General features: G+C 69.5%; 12 protein-coding genes. 3 read left to right on the top strand and 9 right to left on the bottom strand.

Features of this window, described 5'->3' with window-relative positions; all coding sequences use genetic code 11:
- Positions 1–5 precede the first annotated feature (5 nt).
- Positions 6–1,013: a cation diffusion facilitator family transporter gene (locus K8640_RS12865; protein WP_223747307.1), complete on the bottom strand. Its 1,008-nt coding sequence runs from the start codon at positions 1,011–1,013 to the stop codon at positions 6–8.
- 107 nt (positions 1,014–1,120) lie between these two features.
- Here K8640_RS12865 and K8640_RS12860 point away from each other — a divergent pair, with 107 nt between their 5' ends.
- The 3 genes from K8640_RS12860 (at position 1,121) to typA (ending at position 5,692) form a co-directional block, all read left to right on the top strand.
- Entirely contained in the window at positions 1,121–2,704 is a 1,584-nt protein-coding gene (locus K8640_RS12860) for a sigma 54-interacting transcriptional regulator (RefSeq protein ID WP_223747306.1), read from the top strand.
- Complete coding sequence (locus K8640_RS12855) at positions 2,701–3,639, top strand: alpha/beta fold hydrolase (RefSeq protein ID WP_223747305.1); 939 nt, start codon at positions 2,701–2,703, stop codon at positions 3,637–3,639. The genes K8640_RS12860 and K8640_RS12855 overlap by 4 nt, the downstream gene beginning before the upstream one ends.
- Before the next feature lie 205 nt (positions 3,640–3,844).
- The gene (typA, locus tag K8640_RS12850) at positions 3,845–5,692 is read left to right on the top strand and encodes a translational GTPase TypA (protein ID WP_223747304.1); all 1,848 of its coding nucleotides are present in this window, start codon (positions 3,845–3,847) and stop codon (positions 5,690–5,692) included.
- A 181-nt stretch (positions 5,693–5,873) separates the two neighbouring features.
- Here typA and K8640_RS12845 read toward each other — a convergent pair whose 3' ends face one another.
- The 8 genes from K8640_RS12845 to K8640_RS12810 form a co-directional block, all read right to left on the bottom strand.
- Entirely contained in the window at positions 5,874–7,193 is a 1,320-nt protein-coding gene (locus K8640_RS12845; protein ID WP_223747303.1) for a hypothetical protein, read from the bottom strand.
- A gap of 53 nt (positions 7,194–7,246) precedes the next feature.
- On the bottom strand, positions 7,247–7,849 hold the full coding sequence (cglE, locus tag K8640_RS12840) for an adventurous gliding motility protein CglE (RefSeq protein ID WP_223747302.1): 603 nt from the start codon (positions 7,847–7,849) through the stop codon (positions 7,247–7,249).
- A 170-nt stretch (positions 7,850–8,019) separates the two neighbouring features.
- Positions 8,020–10,101, bottom strand: coding sequence for a TonB family protein (locus K8640_RS12835; protein ID WP_223747301.1), 2,082 nt, complete (start codon positions 10,099–10,101; stop codon positions 8,020–8,022).
- A gap of 50 nt (positions 10,102–10,151) precedes the next feature.
- The gene (locus tag K8640_RS12830) at positions 10,152–10,436 is read right to left on the bottom strand and encodes a hypothetical protein (protein WP_063789782.1); all 285 of its coding nucleotides are present in this window, start codon (positions 10,434–10,436) and stop codon (positions 10,152–10,154) included.
- A 181-nt stretch (positions 10,437–10,617) separates the two neighbouring features.
- Positions 10,618–12,135, bottom strand: coding sequence for a lipopolysaccharide assembly protein LapB (locus K8640_RS12825; RefSeq protein WP_223747300.1), 1,518 nt, complete (start codon positions 12,133–12,135; stop codon positions 10,618–10,620).
- Positions 12,132–15,785, bottom strand: a complete 3,654-nt coding sequence (locus K8640_RS12820; RefSeq protein ID WP_223747299.1) for a tetratricopeptide repeat protein — start codon at positions 15,783–15,785, stop codon at positions 12,132–12,134. Before K8640_RS12820 ends, K8640_RS12825 begins: the two co-directional genes overlap by 4 nt.
- Before the next feature lie 212 nt (positions 15,786–15,997).
- Positions 15,998–17,533 carry a tetratricopeptide repeat protein gene (locus K8640_RS12815; RefSeq protein WP_223747298.1) on the bottom strand — a complete coding sequence of 512 codons (1,536 nt, stop codon included), beginning with the start codon at positions 17,531–17,533 and terminating at the stop codon, positions 15,998–16,000.
- Between the two features lie 25 nt (positions 17,534–17,558).
- On the bottom strand, positions 17,559–18,818 hold the full coding sequence (locus K8640_RS12810; RefSeq protein WP_223747297.1) for an outer membrane beta-barrel domain-containing protein: 1,260 nt from the start codon (positions 18,816–18,818) through the stop codon (positions 17,559–17,561).
- Positions 18,819–18,823 lie beyond the last annotated feature (5 nt).

Below are 18,823 nucleotides of genomic sequence, written 5' to 3'. Positions count from 1 at the left end.
TCCCGTCAGTGCACCTCACCCAGATGGGCGTAGCTCTCGCTCTCTATCTGGATGGTGGTGTGGTCGATGCCGAACTTGTCGTACAGGTCGTGCTTCACGGCCGAGAGAATCTCGTCGTTGTTGCAGACCATCGGGTCCAGCACCACCAGGTGCGCGGACAGCGCGTACACGCCGCTGGAGATCGTCCACACGTGCAGGTCGTGCACCGCCGTGACGCCCGGCACGCGCAGCATCAGCTCGCGCACCTGCGGCATGTCCACGTGCGAGGGCACCGCCTCCATCAGCACGTCCACCGCGTCCCGCACCAGCCGCACCGCGCCCACCACGATGACCACCGAGATGACCGCGGAGATGATGGGGTCCACCACGAACCACCCCGTCAACGCCATGATGCCCGCGCCAATCAACACGCCCACCGAGGACAACGTGTCCCCCAGCACGTGAAGGAACGCGCCACGGACGTTCATCGAGTGTGTGCGATGCAAAAACCCCAAGGCCCCCAGGTTCGCCACCAGACCCACCGTGGCCACCAACGCCATCGGCTTCACGTCCACCGGCTGCGGCGAGTGGAAGCGCTCCCAGGCCTCGTAGAGAATGAACCCGGTGATGCCCAGCAGCAGCACGCCGTTGAGCAGCGCGCTCAGGATCTCCATCCGGTAGTAGCCGTACGTCTTCTTCACGTCCGCCGGCTTGCCCGCGAACCACAGCGCCACCAGGCTCAGGGCCAGCGCGGACACGTCCGTCAACATGTGACCCGCGTCCGACATGAGGGCCAACGAGTGCGTCAGCCAGCCCCCCACCGCCTCCGCCAACGCGATGGTCGCCGTCAGCACCAACGCGAAGATGAGCCGCCGACGGTCCTTGCGCCGCTCCTCCGCCAGGCCCCCCCGCTTGGGACCGTGCCCATGGCCGTGCCCATGCCCATGGTGGTGATGCCCATGGCCGTGGTCATGCCCGTGGTCGTGGTCATGCCCATGCCCCGCCCCGCCGCGTGTGTGAGTGGAGGTAGTCACGGGAGAGAGAAGTGAGGATACAGCCGGGTCCTGGGGTAAGAGAGGGGAGAAACGCGATTCCGACGGCCCGGTCCCTCCCCGGAGCGCGGGGCCGGACGGAGGTAGGGATGGACTTCGAGAAGCACCAGAGCCTGCACACCATCATCATGCTGAGAGATGTCATCCGCAAGTGGTGGCAGATGGAGCTCTCCTTCGCGGATCGCCACGGCGTGGTGCACGAGTGGCAGCGGGGGGACATCTCCCCGCCTCCCAACCCGTTCTGTCGCATCGCCCTGTTCTCGAGGGAGGGCCTGCGCCGCTGCAGCCAGTCCGTGCGCGTGCTCCACGAGAAGTTCCGCGGGAACAAGAAGCTGCGCCGCTCGCTCTTCCACGACTGCCACCTCAACTTCAGCATCGTGGGCGCCCCGCTCTACGTCGACAACGAGTACGCCGGCTGCCTCTTCGTCGAGGGCTTCTCCCGCCAGATGCTCAACGCGCGTGAGGTGGAGGTGCTGCGCTCACGCCTGCTCCAGTTCGCCCCGCCCTTCTCCGACCTGGACCGCGCCGATGAGCGCGTCCCCGTGCTCGACGGCGCGGAGCTGGCGAAGCTGTCCGACCTGCTCGAGTTCGCCGCGCTGGAGATCGCCAACCACGAGTCGGAGCTCGCCCGGCGCGAGGAGCAGCTGCCCCCGCCATCCCCCGAGGTGCAGGAGCGCTACCGGTTCGAGAAGATCATCGGCCGCTCCGGGCCGATGATGGAGGTCTTCCGGTTGATGGAGAAGGTGGCCAACTCCGACTCCACCGTGCTCATCAACGGCGAGTCGGGCACCGGCAAGGAGCTGGTCGCGCGCGCCATCCACCACAACGGCCCGCGCAAGGACCAGCCCTTCGTGGTGCAGAACTGCTCGGCCTTCAACGACAACCTGCTGGAGAGCGCCCTCTTCGGCCACACGCGCGGCGCCTTCACCGGCGCGCTGCGCGACAAGAAGGGCCTGTTCGAGGTCGCCGACGGCGGCACCTTCTTCCTCGACGAGGTGGGCGACATGTCCCCCGCCCTCCAGGTGAAGCTCCTGCGCGTGCTCCAGGAGGGCACCTTCCTCCCCGTGGGCGGCACGCACCACAAGGAGGTCAACGTCCGCGTCGTGGCCGCCACGCACAAGGACCTGGGCGAGCTGGTCAAGCGCGGCGAGTTCCGCGAGGACCTCTACTACCGCATCAACGTCATCCGCGTGCAGCTGCCCCCGCTGCGCGAGCGCCGCGATGACCTGCCCGTCCTCATCGACCACTTCCTGCGCAAGCACCACCGCGAGGGCCAGCGCACGCGAGGCCTGTCCCCGGAGGCGCTCGCCATCCTGGGCGCCTACGCGTGGCCGGGGAACATCCGCGAGCTGGAGAATGAGATCGAGCGGCTGCTCGTGCTCGGCGGAGACCTGGAGATGCTCCCCGCGGAGCTGCTCTCCAGCCGCATCCGCGACGCGGTGGTGCCTGGCGGTGGCCCCTTCATCCCGCCGCGCGCGCACGGCCGGCTGCACGAGGCGGTGGAGGCGCTGGAGCGGGAGATGATCCACCAGGGCCTCTTGCGCACGCGCAACAACAAGAGCCGGCTGGCGCGCGAGCTGGGCATCAGCCGCTCCAACCTCATCCTGAAGATCGCCCGCTACGGGCTGGACCGGGGCCTGCCCGAGGACGAAGAGGCCGAGGTGGAGGCATGAAGGCGGAGGCCGTCTACTTCCACCAGGACTACCTGCGCGTCCCCGACGGCGCCGACCTGTACTACCAGGTCACCGGCGACGGAGAGCCGGGCGTGGTGCTGTGCGACGGCCTGGGCTGTGACGGGTTCGCCTGGAAGTACCTGGCCCCGTACCTGTCGCGCCGCCACCGCGTGCTGCGCTGGCACTACCGCGGGCACGGCCGCTCGGGCATCCCCGAGGACCGCGAGCGCATCGGCATGCTCTACACCTGCGACGACCTGCAGCGGGTGATGGACGCGGCCGGGATGGAGAAGGCCGTGCTCTTCGGCCACTCCATGGGCGTGCAGGTGGCCCTGGAGTTCCACCGCCGCTACGCCAGCCGCGTCGCGGGGCTGGTGCTCATCTGCGGCAGCTACGGCAACCCGCTCGACACCTTCCATGACTCCAACGTGCTCAAGAAGCTCTTCCCGTCCCTGCGCCGGGTGGTGGAGCGCTTCCCCGAGCAGTCCGCGCGCCTCATCCACGCGGCCCTGCGCACGGAGCTGGCGGTGCAGCTGGCCATCTCCCTGGAGATGAACCGCGAGCGCATCGCGCGAAACGACCTGGCCCCCTACTTCGAGCACCTGGCCCGCATGGACCCGGTGGTGTTCGTGCGCACGCTGGACTCGCTGTCCGAGCACAGCGCGTGGGACCACCTGCTCCACGTGGACGTGCCCTCGCTCGTGGTGGCCGGAGGCCGGGACAAGTTCACCCCGGGGTGGCTGTCGCGGAAGATGGCCTCCCGCATCCCCGAGGCCGAGCTGGTCCTCATCCCCGACGGCACCCACACCGCCCCCCTGGAGGCCCCGGGGCTGGTCGAGGTCCGCGTCGAGCGCTTCCTCCGGGAGCGGCTGGGCGGGCCCTCCGCTGGCCGGCCCCTCGCTGCGTCCGTCCGGGCCCCCACCACGGGTTCCTGAGAGTGACGACGGGGTGACAAGGCCCCCCTGGGAGCCCCTGTCGGGAGGGGTGTGCCGGCCGTCCAGTCGCCCGGGGGCCGTCCACGCTCATTGCAGGGGACGCACTCACGGCATATAAGCCCCCGCCTTCCGGGTTCCGGTGGGGTTCGGGAGACCTGTCTTTCTCGGGGCATCCCCCCCGCCCTTTCACCTCAGTTCGGTTCGTATGATTCCTCGCGAAAACATCCGTAACGTCGCCATCGTCGCCCACGTTGACCATGGCAAGACCACGCTCGTCGATCACCTGCTGCGGCAGGCGGGCACCTTCCGTAGCAACGAGCACGTCGCCGAACGGGTGATGGACTCCAACGACCTCGAGCGCGAGAAGGGCATCACCATTCTCGCGAAGAACACCGCGGTCTCCTACAAGGGCATGCAGATCAACATCATCGACACCCCGGGTCACGCCGACTTCGGTGGTGAGGTGGAGCGTGGTCTGCGCCTGGTCGATGGCGTCATCCTGCTGGTGGACGCCGCCGAAGGTCCCCTGCCCCAGACGCGCTTCGTGCTCAGCAAGGCGCTGGCGATGGGCCTGAAGACGGTGCTGGTCATCAACAAGATCGACCGTCAGGACGCCCGCGCCCCCGAGGTGCTGGACCAGGTCTACTCGCTCTACATCGACCTGGGCGCGGACGATAAGCAGCTCGAGATGCCCGTGCTGTACACGATTGCCCGTCAGGGGCAGGCGTCCACGAAGCTCGACGTCCCGGGCACGACGCTGGAGCCGCTGTACGACGCCATCATCAACCACATCCCGCCCCCGCCGGCCTCCCAGGAGACGACGCCGCAGCTGCTCGTGGCCAACCTGGACTACGACGACTATGTCGGCCGTCTCGCGGTGGGCCGCGTGCAGGCAGGTCGCTTCACGCCCAACATGCCCATCTCCGTCGTTCGCGAGGGGGGCAAGGTCGAGCCTGGCAAGATCGTCAAGCTGTACGGCTTCTCGGGCCTCAAGCGCGTCGAAATCCAGGACGCCGGCCCGGGTGAGATCGTCTCCATCGCGGGCATCGAGGACGTGTCCATCGGCGACACGTTCGGCGACCCGGAGAAGCCCGTGGCGCTGCCGCGCATCACCGTGGACGAGCCCACGATGATGATGATCTTCAAGGTCAACGACGGACCGCTGGCCGGCAAGGAAGGCAAGTTCGTCACGTCGCGCAACCTGCGCGAGCGCCTGTACCGCGAGGCCTACCGCAACGTGGCCGTGCGCGTGGAGGACACCGCGACGCCGGACGCGTTCCGCGTGGTGGGCCGCGGCGAGCTCGCGCTGGCCGTCATCATCGAGAACATGCGCCGTGAGGGTTACGAGCTGACGGCCTCCAACCCGGAGCCCATCACCAAGACCGTGGACGGCGTGCTGCACGAGCCCATGGAGCTGGTGTTCTGCGACGTGCCGGAGACGAGCGTCGGCTCGGTGACGGAGCGCATGGGCACGCGCAAGGGCCGCATGACGGACATGGGGCAGCTGGGCTCGGGGCGCACCCGCCTCCAGTTCCGCATCCCCGCGCGTGGCCTCATCGGCTTCCGCTCGGAGTTCCTCACGATCACGCGCGGTGAGGGCATCATGAGCAGCCAGTTCGACGGCTTCGAGCCGTGGTTCGGCTACATCGCGAAGCGCCAGAACGGCGCCATGGTCTCCGACCGCCTGGGCGACACGGTGCCGTACGCGCTGTTCAGCATCCAGGAGCGCGGTCAGCTCTTCGTGGGCGCGGGCACCACCGTGTACGAGGGGATGATCATCGGCGAGCACTCGCACCCGTCCGAGCTGAACGTGAACTGCTGCCGCGAGAAGAAGCTCACCAACATCCGCGCCGCCGGCCGCGACGAGAACGTCATCCTCGTCCCGCCGCGCGAGATGGGGCTGGAGAAGGCCCTGGAGTGGATCGCCGACGACGAGCTCGTCGAGGTGACGCCCAAGTCCGTGCGCATGCGCAAGAAGGCCCTCTCCGTGGGCGAGCGCTACCGCGCCGAGCGCGACCGCAAGCGCGAGGACCGCGCGGCCGAGGCCGAGTAGTCGCGCTGAGTTGATTTGATGCACGAGGGCCCGTTCCTTCCTGGGAGCGGGCCCTTCGTGTTTCCAGGGGCGGGCCTTCCGCCTCGAGGGGCATCGCCGGCCGCAGGCTCCGGGTGGCTTCCTGGTCCACGGCTTCGACCCACGAGGCACCGGGTCTCGCGGGGCCCGACTGGCCTGCTTCTCAGTCGGACGTGGCGCTGCACGAGGCATCCATGCCCGAAGGCGTCACCGGCTCAAGGTCCGGTGGGCCCAGCGAGGCCAACGTGCGGCGCACCACCGTCCAGGACTCGCCGGGGCCCAGCTCGCCCGAGGCGAAGGCTCGCTCGGGTGCGTCCTCGACCACCGCGAGCTCCTCCGCGTCCACGTAGAGCGGCGCGCCCCAGTGGAAGCCGGGTCTCGGCGGGAGGTGCCACGTGGCGCCATCGGAGAGGCGCGTGAGGACCAGCGTCCCTTGCGGCTCGCCTCTGCGTGTCTCCAGATGCAGCGCGTGACCTCCGCCCACGACGGCGGAGACCTCCGTGAGGAAGTCCTGCCGCGAGGCGCGCAGACGCCTCGGGCGCAGGTCCTCCGCGTGGTGCGCCAGCGGAGAGGTCATCAGGTCCATGCGCGTGAAGGCGTGGCGCTCGGCGTCGTAGCCGTGGCCCTCGAACCAGACCAGGTGCTCGCCATCCGTCCGGGGACAGGCCGCTCCGCCGCCCATCGAGGGCACCACGAGCGGTTGCGCGGGCTCCCCTTCCCTCCAGGACCACAGCGACGCGCGGCCCTCGTCCAACGCGCTGAAGAGCAGCGCGTCGCCGCCCACGGTCAGGTGCGCCGCCACGGTCCGGTCCGGCGCGCTCCATGCCTCCACGGGCCCGCCGTCGCCCTCCCAGCGCGCGCTCCAGACCCGGCGACGCGTGGGGGTGCTCGCCATCCATCCAGGCCCCAGGATGGCCTCCAGGGGGCTCGCGCCCTCGGGCCGGGGCCACACCCGGACCGAAGCGCCCGCGCCCTCGAACAACACGCCGATGAGGCTTCGCGGACGCGTGCGCCCATCGACGGCGTTGCCCTCGAACAGCGCCTGGTCCGTGCGCAGGTCCCGCAGCCGCAAGTCGCAGCCCTTCGCCCCATCGAGCACGCGGGCGAGGAACAGGACCTGCCCCAGCGAGAGGTTCTCGACCCGCAGCTCCAGCGCGGAGTCACGAACCTGGGAGTAGCCCAGCATCCGCGTCCCATCGCGAGCCGCGCCGAAGAGCGCGAAGTACCGGTGCCCCGAGCCCGGGTCCGGTGCCAGCTCCTGACAGCCCTCGCCACATGGCCGCCACGACGACGCGGGATGATGTTGGGGGCGCGGGTCCACCTCCAGGCCCTCACAGGCCGGGGACACGGGGAGCGGTCCTCCAGGCCGGGAGGGCGCGATGCGCGAGGACAGCCCCCACAGGACGCCCAGCACCAGGCACAGCGACAGCAGCACGAGCCCCCGCGTCGGCCGGCGCGGAGGCAGGGACCTTCCAGGGGACATGCCGGGACAACGACGGCCCCGGCGTTTCTTCCCGTGAAGCCCTCAGCCCACGCTCAGAACGTGTACTTCACCTTCGGGAAGATGGCGAAGGACGTGATGTTGGGGCCGATGACGTAGCGCGCCAGCAGGTCCGCGCCGACGGTGAAGTGGTCCATGCCCGTGGCGTACTCCAGCCCCACGCCCACGCCCGCGTTGGGCGAGCTGACGGCGCGGCCCGGATCGTTCTCGTCGGGGTCCACCGGCGCCGGGTCCATGCGCGTGTAGCCCGCGACCAGCTTGGGCGTCAGGTACAGCCGGTTCATCAGCGGCACGTGGTACGCGGCCGACATGTCCAGGAACTGCATGGTGAAGTTGTCGGACAGCGAGCACGTCTCGGTGCCCGGCAGGTAGCCCGCGAAGCAGTTCTGCGCGGACGAGCCCATGCCGAAGTGCGCGCCCAGGGAGATGCGCTCCGTCAGGTCGTAGCCGATGCCGAGCTGCAGGTAGGTCTGAGCGTTCGAGTACGCGTTCTCACCGCCCACGGTGAAGAACACGCCGACGTTGGTGTCGGTGTAGAAGCCGCGGCGCGGCTGGAACTCCACTCCCTCCGGCGGCGTGGCCGCGAGGGCCGGAGACGACAGCAAGGCGAGCGCGGCAACGAGCTGGGACTTCTTCACGGGTCCTCCCCACGCGGTGCCCCTCCGGTCCAACCGGAAGTGGCGACGGACGTTAATGACGCCCCCCTCGTTCCGGCAATGAGGGGCGGGAATGAAAATGGCGTGGACCGTTCCGTCCACGCCACTTGGAGGGACGGCGGAGCGCCGTCCCGGGCTTTACACCCGCGTGACTACCCCTCGCCCTCGGAGCCCGCCGGCGAGAACATCCACGGGTACGTCACCGCCACCACGCCGCCGCCCTTGGGCTCCGGGAACTTCCAGCGACGGATGCGGGAGATCATGCACTGCTCCGCGCGGGAGTTGCCCAGCGTCGACTCGGAGACCGTCGCGTCGGAGACCATGCCCGCCGGGTCGATGGTGAAGGCCACCGCCACCTTGCCCGCGAGGCTCGGGTCCTTGTTCAGCTCCGACTCGTAGCAGTACTTGATCTCGTTCTGGTGGCGCCGGATGACCTTGGCGATGACGTCCTTGTCCAGGCCGCCCACCACGGTCGTCTTGCCGGGGATGACCTTGGTGATGGACTTGCCGCGGCCGCCCAGGTCGATGCCGCCCGAGCCTCCCGCGCCGCGTCCCTCACCCTTGGTGCCCAGGCCGCCGATGCCCATGGCCGTGCCGCCACCGCCGGTGCCGGAGCCACGCGAACCCAGGCCCCCCACGCCCTGGGCGTCACCCATCGCCGCGCCGCCCTTGAGGCCGCCCAGCGCGTTGTTGAGGCCGGTGCCGAAGCCGCCGGGGCCGAACACGTCCGAGGCCCCGCCTTTCAGGCCCTTGAACGCGCCGAGCAGACCGACCTTGCCCACCACCTGGCGGTCCTTCTCCTTCTTCGTCTTGTCCACCACGGGCGTGCCGGGCTTGGACGGCGCGGCCTCGGCCTGCTTGGCCTCCTCCTTGCCGAACTTGCCCTCCTCGTCCTTCGCCTTCGCGCCCTCCTCCACGCCGGACAGCTGGAGCTTCTTCTGCTCGAGCTTCTTCTCCGGGGTGATGAGGAACTTCGCCACGCGCTGCTGGGACTCGAAGATGTCGTTCGCCGGCGCCTGCTCCGAGCGGGGCGTGAGCGCCATGGCCGCCACCACCGCCGCGCCCGCGAGCAGGCAGATGCTGACGATCTTGAAGAACGTGTAGTCGGCCTCCGCCAACGAGGTGGCGGCGATGGCCGGCGACGGCTTCACGTACCGGGCGACGAAGGCCACCGTGCCGAACGACACCTCGACGCGGTCATGCAGGCCCAGCTTGAAGACCTGCTCCTTGTCCTCGGGCGTGCCCGTGAGCAGCCCCGCGGCGCGCAGCGTGTCCTTCGACTTCACGTTGCCGCGCTCGGTGACGATGACGCCCGTGCCCTGCGGCGCGTGAACCTCCAGCACGTCACCGCGGCTGATGACCAGCTCGTGGCGCTTGCCCACCGTCGGCGCGAAGACGTGGAAGAAGTTCTTCTTGCCCTCGCCGATGGTGACGGGGACGCCGTCCTTGAAGTGCTGCACCTGCAACAGGGTGTCGCCCCACAGCATGGACACCTGGAGCACCTTCTCCCGCGCCGTGGGCATGGCCTCCGGCGGGAGCTGCTCCTGCAGGTGAGGCAGCACCGCGCGACGCGGGGCCGCCGCGACGGGCGGCGTGTCCACCCGGGGCGTGGGCCGCGCTTCCTCGCGCGCCATGGGCGGCGGAGGCGGAGGTCCCACGCGGTTGAGGCCGGGCGGAGCCACGCGCTCGGTGCGCAGGCCGCCGACGTTCGCCGAGGGAGCAGGACGCGGATTCGTGAAGACGAAGCCGCCTCGCGTGTTGCCGCCCGCCGCCGACGGAGGAGTGACCACCTCCGGCACCGTCCGGTTCACGGGCGGCGGAGTGGGCGTCCGCTGCGTCACAGAGCCCTGGAACGAGCCCTGGAAGCGCGGTCCCGCCACCTTCGCGCCCGCGGGTGCGAGACGCTCGGGTTCGTCGGAGCCTCCGAAGAGGACCTCCACCCGCGTGCCTCCCACGCGCAGCACATCCCCGGGTTTGAGCGCGGTGGGGATGACCAGCTTCTGGCCGCTCACCTCCGTGCCGCCCTCGCTGCCGAGGTCGATGGCCGTTACCGAACCATCCTTGTCCACCTTGAGCATCACGTGGAGATTGGAGACCCGCGGATCCTGAACCTTCACCGCCGCCTGGGCGCCCGACCCCACGATAACGCTCTCCGCCTCCGACACGGTTTCCACCGTGGAGCCATCAGGCCCCGTGATTCGAAGGGTCAAGCCGTTGTTCTTCGCCGCCGCCATGAAGTTCTTCCTTCTTCCCTTCCGCTCCCGAAAACGCCTGACCGCCGCCGCTAGAGGTTGTCGACGGACTTCTGTAGCTCCGGGTCGAAGTTCTCCCGGACCTTGATGAGACTCTGGAAGTCCGTCTTCTTGCGGTGGAGCACGTATGAGCCTTCCGGCTTCGTCAGCTCGCCCTCCACCGCGACATCGGTGAAGTCGATCACCGTCTTCTTCCGGAAGACCGTGCGGTCCTCCTCCTGGATGATCTTCACCGAGTCTTTTGACTGCTCCTGCGCCATCACCGCCGGCGCCGCGAGCAGGCCCATCATCGTCACCGTCGCTGCCAGTCGCCGCATCTCCAGACCTCCTCTTGCTTCCTCGGGTGTGACAGCGGGTTCCGAGTTGGGTACCCGCGACTCTTTGCACGAGGCGATCCACACCCAAGTCCCTGAATCCTATGGAACTCGCTCGCCGCCTTCCAAACCAGGGCCCGGAGGGAGGAAAAAACTTCCTCCCGGCCCTGTAGGGACTGCCGTCCTACGGAGCAGGCGCGGGCTTCGCGTCCTGCTGCGGCGGGGCCGTGGGCACGGGCGCGGGCGCCTGGGCGTCCGTTCCCTGCTGCACGGCGTTGGACGCGCCCGCGGGGGCCTGCTCGTCGGCGGGCGGCGTCGCTTCCGCGGCGTCGGTGCCCTCGGCGGGCGCGCCGTCGGCCGGTGCGCCTTCCGGAGCGTTCGCGTCCTGCGGCAGGCTGTTGAGCATGTTGCCCCCACCGCCGGTGGCCTCGTCCTTCTTGTCGCCCTCCGCGCCGGCCGTCGCGGCCTCGGGCGGCGGGGCCTTGAGCATGTTCGTGAGGCCCGTGACCTTGGCGGTGATCATCTGCCGGTCCTGTTCAGACGTGGACTCCAGCGTCTTGCAGCGGTCCAGGAAGCCGATGGCGCGCTCCCAGCCCGTGCGGTCGGAGGCATAGGCCCAGCCCGCGCCGCACACGGCCTCGGGCAGGTCCGCGCGGTTGGCGAGCACCTTCTCGAAGGTCTCCCCCGCGGCGATGCCCTTCTTCGGGTCCTTGCCCTTCTGGCCATCCAGCGCCCACGCCAGTGACAGGCGCGCCTCGGCGGAGTCGGGCTCCAGCTCCGTGGCGCGGGTGAAGGCCTTCTCGGCGCCCGCGTAGTCACGGTAGCTGAGCGCCAGCGCGCCCAGGTTCACGTAGGCCGGCGCGTACCGGTCATCGAGCGACACGGCCTTCTGGAACTGGGCCAGCGCGCGCGAGCGCTCATCCAGCTTCAGGTAGACCATGCCCAGCAGGTTGTAGAGCGACGGGTCCTTCTCCGCGTGCTTGCGCGCGGTGCCGACGAGCAGCTCCGCCTGCCGGTACTTCTCCCGCGCGTAGGCCACGTAGGCCAGGTTCTTGTACGCGCCGGGGTGGTCCTTGTTGCGCTCGAGCACGCGGCGCGCGGTGGCCTCGGACTCGTCCAGCTTGCCCAGGTGCCGGTACGTCGCGGACAGCCCGTTGAGCAGCGACGCGTCGTACGCGCGGCCCGGCGTCTTCAAGGCCTTCTCGAACAGCGCAATCGCGTCATCGCCCCGCTCCTGCGCGCGGTACACGCCCGCCAGGTTGACGACGGACGGCGTGTGGGCCGGGTCCAGCAGCAGGACCTTCTCGTAGGCGGTGCGCGCGTCGTCGACGCGGCCCTGCCGCTCGGCGATGACGCCCAGGTTGAACTGGGCGTTGAGCGTCTGCGGCGACATCACCAGCACCTTCTCGAAGCCCTGGCGCGCGGCGTCCAGGTCACCGGCCTCGTAGGACTTGATGGCCGCCGCGAACTGCTCGGCCATGGTGGACGTCTCCTTGGGCGCCGCGGGGGTCGCCTCCGGAGTCGTCGAGGGCGCGGCGGCCGTGGGCTTCTCCGGCAGCGCGCTGGTGGTGGTGGGCTTCGTCTGGGGGCCCGTCGCGCACGCGGCCGTGAAGGCCAGCGAGCCGACGACGAGCGAGCGGAACCATTTCATCGGCATCATTCCGGTGTGAGGCGTGAAGGCGTTCTTCGCGTCGCGGGTCATGGCCGCACCTCCTGGACCTGGGCGGTGGGTGCCTGCGTCCTGTCCTCCGGCAGGGGCGTCTTCGGCGCGCCCTCCACCGGCGGGAGCTGAATCGAGGGAGCGCCCGGCTCCGGCGTCACCGCGGGCGTGGCCGTCGCGCCCGAGGGGCCACCGGGCTCGCGCGCGAGCTCCGCCGCCGCGAGCGAGTCGTGCGTGCGGTAGCCCACCTTGCGCACCTGGGCGTAGGTGCCCGGGTGGTAGCGGTTGACCTGGTCCTGGGCGGCCAGCGTCCACGGGCTGTAGATGCCCAGCTCGTAGGCCTTCTCCAGCGCCTTCTCGAGCGCCTCGTTGGCCTTGTCCTCCAGGGGCAGCGCCAGGTTCTCCAGCTCCGAGCGGTACATGCCGAGCTGCTCCTCGTCGAGCCCCGTGGGGTCCGGCGAGTCCATGATGTTGCGCGCGAAGTCCGCGTACGCGAGGCCGATGCGCGTGAGCGCCGCGATGCCCCACTCACCCGAGCCCGTGGAGAGCACCGCGAGGTACTCCTTCTCCACGCGCTGGATCTCCCGCTGCTTGGCCGTCAAATCCCGTCGGATGGTGGCGACGCGCGAGAAGCGGATGTCCGTGTAGCGCTTCCACGCCGGCTCCAGCGCCAGGAAGCGCGCGTGGGCGTAGGCGTTGAGCGCCGCGTCCTCCTTGCGCGTGGCCTCGGGCAGCCGGCCCCAGGCGCGCACCAGCTCCGTCTGCACGCGCTCCTGCTCGCGGACGTTCTTGAGCTGCTGCCACGCGAGCAGCTCGTGGTAGCGCGCCAGGTACAGCTGCGAGGGCGTGGCGCGCGCGTCGCGGCCATAGCCGTCCGCGAAGGCGCCGAACGCGCGGGCCGCCTCGCTCCACTTGCGCTCCTTCTCCCAGACGAGCGCCGCGGAGTACGCCACCTGCGGCACGTCCTTGCGGTCGCGGAAGCGCGTGACGTAGGCGTTGTAGGCCGCCACGGCCTTCTGGGCCTCGCCGGCGCTCTCCCACCACACGCCCGCGTTGAACTGGGCATCCGCCACCCACGCGCCCGCCTCGGCCACCAGCGCCTTGCGCTCGGCGGCCTTCTGCGAGCGGCGCGAGTCCGCGTCCTCCTCCGCGCCCGGCGTGTCCCCCTTCTTCGCCACCGTCTTCGCGCGAGCGTCCTTGCCCTTCTTGCCCTCCGCATCGCCCGCCTTCAGCGCGGCGTCGTAGCTGGAGAGGAAGGACTCGGCCAGGGTCGCGGCCTTGCGGTAGTCGGCGACCTTCTCGTAGAGGCCCGCCAGCGTGTAGCGCGCCTTGAGCTCGAAGGGGCTGCGCGGGTACTCGGCCAGCACGCGCTCGCCCGCCTCGATGCCGCGGTCCAGCTCCCCCGCCTCCTGGGCGATGGACATGGCGTAGGTGAGGGCGCGGTCCGCGTTCTCCGACTTGGGGAACTCCTTGACGTACTTGAGGAACTCCTCGGCGGCCTTCTTCGGGTTCTTCTCCTGCTTGTAGACGACCTCGTCCACCCACTTGTAGTGGCTGCCCTCCACCACGCGGGCGACGCGGGCGGCGAACTCGGAGCCGGGCTTGGACAGCTTCTTGTTCTCGAGGAACTTGCGCGACAGCGTGGCCAGCTCCAGCCACTCCTGGCGGCTCTCCAGCACGTACATCGTCAGGTCCGCGGCGTCGCGCGAGCGGCGCTCCTCCGGGAACTTCTCGATGATTTCTCCGAAGCGCCGCGCCGCGTCCACGAAGTGGCTGCGGTCGTAGAGGATGACGGCGGCCTGGTAGCGCAGGTCGATTTCATCCTGCGTGCCCGGGTAGAGCTTCACGTAGACGTCGCACGCGGAGACCAGCCGCTCCTCGAACTTCGTGAGCGCCTCCTCCTGCTTCTCCTTCGCGTCGCGCTTGACGATCTTCTGGCGGGCGACGTCGCCCTTGTCCTTCTTCTCGTCGACCTTCTGGCCGTCCTTGAGGTCGCTCTTGGCCAGCTGGCCCCGTTCAATCTTCACCAGCTTGTCGTAGGCGAGGATGGCGTTGAACGCGGCGCTCTTGCGGTAGCTCTCGTTGGAGACCTCGCGCGCCGAGTCGCGGTCCGGAATCTGGAAGGCGACCACGGCGTCGTACTCGGCCGCGGCGGCCTGCCACTCCTCGAGCGCCCAGAGGATCTCCGCGTAGAAGAAGCGCAGGTTGAAGGCGGAGTCCGCCACGAACTCCGGGTTCGCGTTCGACGCGAAGGCGTCCACGTACTGCTTGTAGATGTCGCGCGCGAGCCGGTAGGTCTCCACCTGGCGCGTCTTCTGCGCCTCCTGGTGGTACTCCGTCACCATCACCCGCATCGCCTCTTCTGTGACGTTGAAGGCGTTGCGCAGCACGGGGGCCTTGCCCTCGTTGGACTTCCACCACTCGCCGCCCGGGCTGTAGAGGTCCACCATCCGCTTCATCTCCTTGCGGACCTGCTGGCGGTTCCTCAAGCCCTCGAAGGCGCGGACGATGGCCTGCTGGTACTCCGGCGCGTTGGCGCCCATGGGCTCGTCATCCACCAGCGTGCGGTACAGGAGGATGGCGCTGTCGAAGTGTCCCGCGTCCACCAGGCCCGCGGCCGTCTTCGCGAGCAGCCGTCCCTGGCGCTTCGCCGGCGCCTTCTCGCGGAAGTACGCGATGGCCTGCTTGGGCTGGTCCAGCTGGACGTAGAAGACCGTCAGGTCGTTGAGCGCCTCGGTGCGCAGGTCGCCAAGCTCAGGCTGCTTCGCGGCGTAGTCCACCACCTCGTGCAGCTTGGCCAGGCCCGCGTCGTAGTCGCCGGTGTTGTAGTCACACCAGGACAGCTTGTAGACGGCGTACGCGTAGATCTTCGGAACGCCGGAGTCGCGGGCCTTCTCGTAGTTGGCCTTGGCGGGGATGAGCTTGTTGGACTCGAAGTAGTGGTTGCCGAGCTGGATGTACGCGTCCGGCACGAACTGCGAGCGCGGGAACTCCTTGATGAGCTCCTCGTAGCGGGCCACGGCGTCGTCGCGGCGGCCCAGCTCGTAGAGGTTGTAGCCCATGGAGAAGAGGACCTCGTCGCGCTGCGGGTACTGCGGGTAGCCGCGCAGGATGTCCTCGTAGATGCCCATCGTCTCGGTGCGGTAGCGCTCGCTGTCGCGATGGTCCTGCTTGGGCGGCTCCGCCTTCTCGCCGCGGGCCACGGCCGCGTCGTACTTCTTCTCCTCCGCCAGGAAGCGGTCCATCTCCAGCTGGTAGAGGTACTTGGACTTCTCCCAGTACAGCTCCGACAGGCGGTAGAGCATCTCCGCCTTCTGCTGGTTGCCGTCCTGCAGCTTGGGGATGAGGCGCTTGAAGGCCTCAATCGCCTCGTCGCGCTTCTTGTCCGCCAGCGCGTTCTTTCGCGAGTCCGCGATGCGCGGGATGTCCGCGAACTTGGCCGTCGCGGGCTTCACGCGCGCGGGGCCTCGCCGCACGTCCTCGGGCGCGACGCCGGGCGGAGGCTGAGCTTTCTCCTCGGCCTTCTTCGCCTGGGCGCCCTTCCTGCCCTTGTCCGCCCCTGGATTCTTCGACGCCGAAGCCGCGGGCTTCTTCGCCGCCTTGCGCGCCGGCGCTTCCGCCGCCTCCCCCACCCCGCTGGTGGCGAGCGCCACGCCCACCGCCAGCGCACCGAAACGAAGCACCACCTTCATGCGAGCTCCCGCCTGTGACGCCGCCCCGCCCCCCGAGCAGTCATTCACCCGGCGACGAGGGACGAACGAAAGTAGACGCGCCTACCCTGAATGAGAAGTGGTGTGGAACGGCTCTTGCGACGCAGGAAACACGAAGGGGACCACCCCGGCACACGATGTGCGCGAAGGAGGTCCCCTTGGGTACGAAGGCCGGGCACCGTGTGCCCGGAATGTCACGGTTGGGCGTCCGCCGTCTTCGCCGGGCAGCCCCGCTTCAAGGTGTACTGGTAGTAGCCAATCTCGTCGATCCAGAACTCGCCCTGGAACTTCCAGTAGTTCCACGCCGCGCCCGGCATCTTCGGTCGGTAGAGCGACTGGCGCGTCAGGAGCGCCTTCTGGTCCAGGCCCGCCTGCAGCAGGTCCTTCTCATCCAGCGCCGTCTGCACGCGGATGATCTCGGCTTGGTCGGAGAACGTGCGCAGGTTGTCGGCCGCCTCACGGATGCGGCTTCGGGCCAGCGTCCCGCCCACCTGGAGCAGCGTGCCGCGAATCTCCTCCAGCGACGCCACCGTCTGCGTCGCCAGGGGCGTGCCGCGCCAGGGCCCGGAGGACAGCTCGCGCTTCTCCTGGTCCACGCGGGCCAGCACGCGCATCACCTCGCGGATGCGCTCGTTGTTGCGCAGCCACAGGTACACCGGGCGCGGCAGGCGACGGTTCTCCGCGGCCACCAGGTTGTAGGCCTGGATGAGGTCGCCGTCCTCGGCGGTGAAGGGCTCGAGCTGCCTGGCCATGGGGCCGTACAACTCGTCGAAGGCCGCCAGCGTCGTCTTCACCTCGTCGTAGAGGCACGAGTAGTAATAGACGGTGGACTTGAGGATCCACGACTCGGGCTGGAAGGCCCCGGCGAACTGCGGAGCGTGCAGCGCCTGGAGGCTGCCGAGCGCGCCGCCGAAGTCCTCGTTCTGGAAGCGCGCGAAGCCGTTCTCGAACAGGGCCTGGTCCCAGTAGCGCGTGTAGCGCGGCACCCGCTCGTACGCGGCCGTCGCCTCCGCGTACTCGCCCCGGCGGTAGTGCAGCCGCCCCAGGCCGATGAGCGCCAGGTGCTGCGTCGCCTTGAGCTCCACCTGCGGCTCCTGGGAGGCCAGCGCGACGTTGAAGGCGGCCAGCGCCTCCTTGTCGAGCGCCTCGCCCTCACCGGGACGGCCGGGGAAGCGCGGGTCCGCCAGCACCACGCCCAGCAGGTAGCGCGCCTTGGCGTACACGCGGCTGTCCCTGGGCACCGCCTCCAGCAGCGAGCGCGCCTCCTCGAAGCGCATGCGACGCTGGCTCACCGTGCCCACCAGGTAGTTGATGCGCGCGAGCACCTCCTTGGGCAGCGTCACCCACTGGTCCCTCACCTCGTCCGAGTACGCCTGGTTGAGGATGCTGGGGATGAGGTTCTGCTCGTCCAACTGCTGCTGCATGTCCACCAGCCCCTCCACCGCCTTGAGGTACGAGGGGTGCGAGGGCCCGGCGTTGACGATGGCCGCGTAGGAGATGAAGGCCGCCACCGGCAGGCCCTTCTTCGCGAGCGACTGGGCGAGGAAGTACTCCGCCTTGCCCTGCGTCTGCGCGTCGCCGCCGGCCTCGGAGGCCTGGAAGAAGAGCGGCGCGGCGGTGTCGAGGTCGCCCGCGTTGAAGGCGGCCAGGGCGCGGTTGTAGCCGCCCGGGTCCTGGGCGCTGGCCGCGAGCGGAGCCAGGACGGCGAGGAGAGGAAGCAGTCGTTTCATGGCGAGTCGTGCCTTCATGGCGCAATCAGAAGAGGAACGAGAAGCCTGCGTAGAAGCTGATGTTGTTGAGCACGTCGGAGGACGGCTCGGCCACCAGGTCGCGTCCGAGGATGATGTCCTCGCGGTAGTTCTTCTTCGTCTTCGGGTCGACGCCGTCGAACTTCTGGTAGTTGCAGCTGCCGCTCAGCTGCAGCGCGGCGAAGTCCTGCCCGGTGGAGCGCGCGGCCTCCAGCGCCTCGAAGTCCGCCAGGTTGCAGCCGTCCACCTTGTCCACGCGGGCCGTGTAGATGAGGTCGCGGACCTCCAGGCGCAACGCGTAGGACTCACCGAACTGCAGCCGGAAGCCGCCGCCCACCGAGCCCAGGAACTTGGTGCCCGTGTCGCCGAAGCGCGCCGGCACGTCGTAGCGCTGGCCGTCCACCTCGTTGGAGACCGCGGGGCGGATGAGGTGGCGCGTGGAGCCGATGCCGGCGCCGCCGCTGAGCACCAGGCTGAACTGCGCCAGCTTGTTGTCCAGGAACGCGAACTTGCCGTACAGCGGCGTCACCTCCACGCCCGCCTGCGCGCCCCACACCAACAAGAGCGACGAGGCCGCCTGCGCCTGCTCACGCACCTTGTCGATGAGCTCCAGGTTGAAGCCGCTCTCGTTGGTGTGCCAGTTGTACTGGCCCGTCACCTGGAGGCCGAAGTTCTCCTGCAGGTGGTAGATGTATTGGAGCGCGGTGCCGGCGTGGTTGGTGTACTTGCCGTTGACCTGCACCACCGCCGGGTACAGCGCCAGCTCGTGCTTGCCCTCGTCCGCGAAGCGCTTCTTCTGGACGATGTGCAGCGACACGTTGGGGTTGTAGAGCGGCGCGCCGTTCACCAGGCGCTGCTGCTGCGCGTCGGTGGTGCGCGGGGCCTCGTCGGACGAGGCCAGCACCGGCGCGTCATCCGGCGTCACCGGCGCGTCCACGTCGTGCTCGCGCGCGGGCTCGGCCACCGCGGGCTCGGTGTCCTCCTGGGCAGGCAGCTCCTCCTGCACCGGCGCGAGCGCGGGCTGCACCGAGGGCTTTTCGGCGGACTGCGTGGGAACGGTGGGCTCCGGACGCGAGGTCGGCGCGCGGGGAGCCTCCAGCTTCGGCTCAGGCGCGGCGGGAGGCGGCGGCACGGAGGTCTCCGCGCCCGGAGCGGGCACGGACGGCGCCTCCTCGGCTTGGGCGAGGAAGGCCGCGGACGTCGGGAAGCGCGGGGCCGCCTGGGCCACCGCCGCGACGAGGAGCGCGAGGGACAGAATCGGTCGCATGGTTC

This window comes from Myxococcus sp. XM-1-1-1 (assembly GCF_020037095.1).
Lineage (GTDB): Bacteria > Myxococcota > Myxococcia > Myxococcales > Myxococcaceae > Myxococcus > Myxococcus fulvus.
This window is presented reverse-complemented; position numbering and strand designations above follow the sequence as displayed.

Bases quoted from the DNA above. Each gene is read 5' to 3' on its own strand.
- K8640_RS12860 (WP_223747306.1), top strand. From the start codon at position 1,121: ATGGACTTCGAGAAGCACCAGAGCCTGCACACCATCATCATGCTGAGA.
- K8640_RS12855 (WP_223747305.1), top strand. From the start codon at position 2,701: ATGAAGGCGGAGGCCGTCTACTTCCACCAGGACTACCTGCGCGTCCCC.
- typA (WP_223747304.1), top strand. From the start codon at position 3,845: ATGATTCCTCGCGAAAACATCCGTAACGTCGCCATCGTCGCCCACGTT.
- K8640_RS12845 (WP_223747303.1), bottom strand. From the start codon at position 7,193: ATGTCCCCTGGAAGGTCCCTGCCTCCGCGCCGGCCGACGCGGGGGCTC.
- K8640_RS12835 (WP_223747301.1), bottom strand. From the start codon at position 10,101: ATGGCGGCGGCGAAGAACAACGGCTTGACCCTTCGAATCACGGGGCCT.
- K8640_RS12830 (WP_063789782.1), bottom strand. From the start codon at position 10,436: ATGCGGCGACTGGCAGCGACGGTGACGATGATGGGCCTGCTCGCGGCG.
- K8640_RS12825 (WP_223747300.1), bottom strand. From the start codon at position 12,135: ATGACCCGCGACGCGAAGAACGCCTTCACGCCTCACACCGGAATGATG.
- K8640_RS12820 (WP_223747299.1), bottom strand. From the start codon at position 15,785: ATGAAGGTGGTGCTTCGTTTCGGTGCGCTGGCGGTGGGCGTGGCGCTC.
- K8640_RS12815 (WP_223747298.1), bottom strand. From the start codon at position 17,533: ATGAAACGACTGCTTCCTCTCCTCGCCGTCCTGGCTCCGCTCGCGGCC.
- K8640_RS12810 (WP_223747297.1), bottom strand. From the start codon at position 18,818: ATGCGACCGATTCTGTCCCTCGCGCTCCTCGTCGCGGCGGTGGCCCAG.